The 4,088-nt window shown below is 74.1% G+C and carries 6 protein-coding genes; 3 read left to right on the forward strand and 3 right to left on the reverse strand.

The window, feature by feature from the left end; genetic code table 11:
• The coding region (locus ABD52_RS36570) for a TSUP family transporter (protein ID WP_047894770.1) at window positions 1–344 on the forward strand (344 nt) is incomplete at its 5' end.
• Window positions 329–1,123 carry a GNAT family N-acetyltransferase gene (locus ABD52_RS36575; protein ID WP_047894771.1) on the forward strand — a complete coding sequence of 265 codons (795 nt, stop codon included), beginning with the start codon at window positions 329–331 and terminating at the stop codon, window positions 1,121–1,123. The genes ABD52_RS36570 and ABD52_RS36575, both read left to right, overlap by 16 nt.
• Here ABD52_RS36575 and def read toward each other — a convergent pair.
• Window positions 1,103–1,612 (reverse strand): peptide deformylase, encoded by a 510-nt coding sequence (gene def, locus ABD52_RS36580; RefSeq protein ID WP_030272226.1) that lies wholly within the window; start codon window positions 1,610–1,612, stop codon window positions 1,103–1,105. The genes ABD52_RS36575 and def overlap by 21 nt on opposite strands.
• Window positions 1,613–1,633: 21 nt before the next feature.
• Window positions 1,634–2,131 (reverse strand): MarR family winged helix-turn-helix transcriptional regulator, encoded by a 498-nt coding sequence (locus tag ABD52_RS36585; protein ID WP_047894774.1) that lies wholly within the window; start codon window positions 2,129–2,131, stop codon window positions 1,634–1,636.
• A 48-nt stretch (window positions 2,132–2,179) separates the two neighbouring features.
• On the opposite strand from ABD52_RS36585, the gene pip reads away from it, so the two are divergent.
• A complete protein-coding gene (gene pip, locus ABD52_RS36590) occupies window positions 2,180–3,130 on the forward strand; it encodes a prolyl aminopeptidase (RefSeq protein ID WP_047894772.1) in 951 nt (316 codons plus the stop codon).
• 140 nt (window positions 3,131–3,270) lie between these two features.
• Here pip and ABD52_RS36595 read toward each other — a convergent pair.
• On the reverse strand, window positions 3,271–4,088 hold an 818-nt coding region (locus ABD52_RS36595), incomplete at its 5' end, for a chorismate-binding protein (protein ID WP_047894773.1).

Genomic DNA, 4,088 nt, shown 5'->3' on the forward strand with positions numbered 1-4,088 from the left:
CCGGTCTGGGTATCGCTCTGTACGACGGGTTGATCGGGCCGGGTACCGGCACGTTCCTGGTGCTGGCGTTCACCGCGATTCTGGGCTCGGATTTCGTGCATGCCTCGGCGATGGCGAAGGTCGTGAACGCGGGCACGAACCTGGGCGCGCTTGTGGTGTTCGGGTTGACCGGGCATGTGTGGTGGGCGTTGGGCGCGGCGATGGCGGTGTGCAACGTGGTGGGGGCGGCTGTGGGCGCGCGGATGGCGTTGCGGCGGGGCGCCGGGTTCGTGCGGGTGGTGCTGCTGGTGGTGGTGCTGGCGCTGGTGGCCCGGTTGGGTTACGACCAGTGGACGGCGGGCTGATCGCGGTGGCGGTGCGGGCGGAGCACGACCGGGCGGTGCTGGCGGGTCTGCTGGGCCGGGATCCGGTGTTGCACGCGTACCAGTTGGGTGATCTGGACGATTTCTTCTGGCCGTACACGTCGTGGTTCCGGCGTGGCGACCAGGTGGTGTTGCTGTATCACGGGGTCGAGTTGCCGACGTTGCTGGCGTTCGCGGCGCCGGAGCGGGTGGCGGAGCTGGCGGGGTTGCTGACGGAGGCGGCGCCGGTGTTGCCGGCGCGGATGTGGGCGCACCTGTCCCCCGGTCTGGAGGCGACGCTGGGCCGCTGGTTCGTGGTGTCGGAGGCGGCGGCGCATCACCGGATGGCGTTGACGGATCCGGGGCGGCTGGCGGCGGTGGGTGAGCCGTTGGGGCCGGCGGACGCGGCGGAGCTGGCCGCGTTGTACGCGGTGGCGTATCCGGGGAACTGGTTCGATGCGCGGATGCTGGAGACGGGCCAGTACGTGGGGGTGCGGGAGCACGGCCGGCTGGTGGCGGTGGCGGGGGTGCACGTGTTCTCGCCGCGCTGGCGGGTGGCGGCGCTGGGGAACGTGACGACGCATCCGGATGTGCGGGGTCGTGGTCTGGGTGCGGGTGTGGTGGCGGCGTTGTGTGCCCGGCTGCGCGCGTCTGTGGATCATGTGACGTTGAACGTGCGGGCGGACAACGCGGCGGCGGTGCGGTTGTACGAGCGGCTGGGGTTCTCCCGGGTGGCCGGATTCACCGAGTGCGCGTTGACGTCAGCGGCCGCGGCTGGGTGAGTCGAACCGGCCGGCGCGGATCTCGCGCAGGGCCCGGCGGCGGGTGTCGCCGCGCAGGGTGTCGACGTAGAGGCGTCCGCGCAGGTGGTCGGTCTCGTGTTGCAGGGCGCGGGCGAGGAAGCCGCTGCCGGTGACGGTGAGCGGCTCGCCGTGCTGGTCGTAGCCGTGGGCGGTGGCGTGCAGCGCGCGCGGCGTCGGGAAGTACAGGCCGGGGATGGACAGGCAGCCCTCCTCGTCGTCCTGGAGTTCGTCGGACACCTCCAGGGTGGGGTTGATCATGTGGCCGCGGTGGCCGTCGGCGTCGTAGACGAACACCTGGGCGTTGACGCCGATCTGGGGTGCGGCGACGCCGGCGCGGCCGGGTGCGCCGAGCAGCGTGTCCATCAGGTCGGTGACGAGGGCGCGCAGTTCGGCGTCGAAGCTGGTGACGGGTTCGCTGGGGGTGCGCAGCACGGGGTCGCCGATGATCCGGATGGGGCGCATAGTCATGTCCGGAAGGCTATCCGTTGCTTACCGTTCGCGGGTGTTCGGTGGGGTGTCCAGCAGGCCGGTGTCGGCGATGCGGTCGCGCAGGGGCCGGCGGCGCAGGGCGGCGAGGACCGCGTACAGCTCGTCGGCGAGTGGTACCGGCAGTTCGGTGTCGAGGTGGCGTACGGCGGTGGTGGTGGCGGCCCATTCGGCTTCGACGGCGGGCAGCAGGGCGCGGGCGCGGTCGGTGAGGGTGACGATGCGGTGGCGGGCGTCGGCGCCGGGGCTCAGGTCGACGAGGCCGGCGCGGCGCATCTGGGCGACGGTCTGGCTGGCGGCGGAGTGGGTGACGCCGACGCGGGCGGCGAGGTCGCGGATGGGCAGTGGGCCGTCGGCGACGAGCGCGCGGACGACCGGTGAGTAGCGGGGCCGGTAGTCGGTGAGGCCGAGCCGCTGGTGGACGGCGGCGACGTCGCCGTCGAGGACGTCCAGGACGTGGCGTAGCAGGGTGCCGAGGGCGTCGCGGTGGGGGGCGGTCACGTCCACTAATGTAACAGCGCTGTTGTATCTGACCCGGGGAGGCCGCACATGTATCCGCCGATCGAGCCGTACGCGCACGGGATGCTGGATGTCGGGGACGGGCAGCGCGTGTACTGGGAGACGTGCGGCAATCCGGACGGGCGGCCGGCGCTGGTGGTGCACGGTGGGCCCGGTTCGGGGGCGGGCGCGTCGTGGCGGCGGCTGTTCGATCCGGCCGCGTACCGGATCGTGTTGTTCGACCAGCGTGGTTGTGAGCGCAGCACTCCCCCGGCGTCGGATCCGTCCACTGACCTGTCGGTGAACACCACCGGGCATCTGCTGGCCGACATGGAGCTGCTGCGCGCGCATCTGGGGATCGGCAGGTGGCTGCTGTGCGGCGCGTCGTGGGGGTCGTCGCTGGCGCTGGCTTACGCGCAGCGGCACCCGGGGCGGGTCAGCGCGCTGGTGCTGTTCAGCGTGGTCGCCAACACGAACCGGGAGATCGAGTGGGTGACCCGGGACATGGGCCGGGTGTTCCCGCAGGAGTGGGCGCGGTTCCGTGGCGGGGTGCCCGAGGCCGACCGTGACGGTGACCTGTCGGCGGCGTACGCGCGGCTGGTCAACGACGCGGACCCGGCGGTGCGGGAGCAGGCGGCGCGGGACTGGTGCGACTGGGAGGACGTGCACGTGTCGCTCGCCGGTGGGTTCGCGCCGGATCCCCGGTTCGACGATCCGGTGTTCCGGTACGGGTTCGCCCGGCTGGTGACGCACTACTTCGCGAACCGGGGTTTCCAGCCGGACGGGCAGGTGCTGCGCGACGCGGGCCGCCTGGCGGGCATTCCGGGGGTGCTGGTGCAGGGCCGGCTGGACGTCAGCGGGCCGCCGGACATCGCGTGGCTGCTGACCCGGGGCTGGCCGGACGCGCGGCTGGAGATCGTGGAGTCCGGCGGTCACGGCGGCGGGCACGGCATCGGCGAGCGGGTCGTCGCCGCCCTCGACGAGTTCGCCGCCGCCGGCTGAGCCGCCGCGCACGGCCGCCACCGCCCGCGTAGCCCGAGGCGCCGCGCAGGGCCGCTACCGGCCCGCGGAGCCGCCGCGACAAGCCAGGCCGCCGAGAGAGGCCGGGCCGCAGCGGGAAGGCCGGGCCGCCGGGCGACCCGTCAGCCGGCGAGCAGGGCGCGGATCGGGGCGGCCTTGGCGGCGGCCTCGGCGACCTCCGCGGCGGGGTCGCTGTCCCAGGTGATGCCTCCCCCGGCCCACAGGTGCAGGAGGTTCCCGTCGGCGGCGGCGGTGCGGATGGTCAGGCCCAGGTCGAGGCGGTCGGGTCCGACCCAGCCGAGCGCCCCCATGCTCGCGCCGCGGCCGACCGGCTCCAGTGCGGCGATGTGGCCCAGGGCGGCGTGTTTGGGCGCGCCGGTGACCGACCCGCCGGGGCAGACCGCGCGCAGCAGGTCGGCCAGGCCGAGGCCGTCGGCGGGCGCCGCCGACACCGTCGACTCGGCCTGCCACAGGTCACACCAGCGGCGTACGGCGAACAGCTCGTCGACGCGCACCGAGCCGGTGCGGGCGACGCGGGCCAGGTCGTTGCGTTCCAGGTCGACGATCATGACGTGTTCGGCGCGTTCCTTGGCCGAGGTGAGCAGGTCGCGGCGTCCGGCGGGCGTGGCCGGGCGGGTGCCCTTGATAGGGCGGGTGACCAGCCGGCCGTGTTCGACGGCGATGAGGGTTTCCGGGGAGGCGCAGCCGAGTGCCCAGCCGGGGCCGTGCAGGGTGCCGCCGTAGCGGGCGCCTGGTAGCGCGGCGAGGCGGGCCAGCGCGGGCAGCGGGTCGCCGGTGTAGCCGGCGGCGGCGTGGCCGACGATGTTGACCTGGTAGACGTCGCCGCGGGCGATGGCGTCGCGGACCGCGGCGACGGCGGCGGCGTGCGCGGCCGGGGTCCAGCTGTCCTGCCAGGGTCCGAGCCGCCACGGGGCCGGGG

It is taken from the genome of Micromonospora sp. RV43, assembly GCF_001029515.1.
In the GTDB taxonomy this organism is placed as follows: Bacteria; Actinomycetota; Actinomycetes; order Mycobacteriales; family Micromonosporaceae; genus Micromonospora; species Micromonospora aurantiaca.